At 67.0% G+C, this 664-nt stretch carries 2 protein-coding genes; both read left to right on the top strand.

Going from position 1 to position 664, the window contains the following annotated elements; all coding sequences use genetic code 11:
• The coding region (locus IEV82_RS23510; RefSeq protein WP_188484508.1) for a hypothetical protein at positions 1 to 385 on the top strand (385 nt) is incomplete at its 5' end.
• The coding region (locus IEV82_RS23505) for a hypothetical protein (protein ID WP_229748015.1) at positions 382 to 664 on the top strand (283 nt) is incomplete at its 3' end. The genes IEV82_RS23510 and IEV82_RS23505, both read left to right, overlap by 4 nt.

The raw sequence follows: 664 nt of genomic DNA, 5'->3' as shown, positions 1-664 counted from the left end.
CGTCGATGAGCGCATGGCGCGGACCAAGGTCGCGAAGGCTCGCCTCGATGGCGCGCTGACGGTCCGCTACGCCACCCGCGCCGCCGAGGAACGGCAGGCGGCGGGCAAGGACACCGGCACGATCCGGTTCGACGACGGCGATTTCACCGTGGTCGCGGACCTGCCGAAACGGGTCGATTGGGATCAGGATCGTCTCGCCGCCATGGTCGAGCGCATCCGCGCGGCCGGTGACGATCCCGCGCAGTATGTCGACATCGCGTTCAAGGTGCCCGAGCGCAAATACGTCGCCTGGCCCGATGCCATCCGCGCCGGTTTCGAACCCGCGCGCACCGTCCGACCCGGCGCGCTGAAGATCGAGATCGTCCCGCAGGGGGGCGATCAATGAGCCTGATCGCCCCGCTTTCGGCCCCATCGCAGGATCTTCCCAGCCTGATCGACCGCGCGTCGACGATGCTGGCCGGTGCCAAATCCGCCGCGGAAGTTCTCGAGGCGCGTGAAATGGCCGGATTTGCTTACGATGTCGCCAAACGCATGGCGCGTCTTCACAGTGCCAAGGCTGCGCATGACGATCTCGTGGCTGCTGCCCACCGTGCACAGGCGGATGCTCTGGAAATCGAGGCCGCTGCAAAGCGCCGGCTCGCCGATGAATATGACGCCGCACAGG

The sequence above is a fragment of the Marivita lacus genome (genome assembly GCF_014637725.1).
GTDB lineage: Bacteria > Pseudomonadota > Alphaproteobacteria > Rhodobacterales > Rhodobacteraceae > Marivita > Marivita lacus.
The sequence above is the reverse complement of the archived record's forward strand: the minus strand, read 5'-3'. Positions and strand labels throughout refer to the sequence as shown.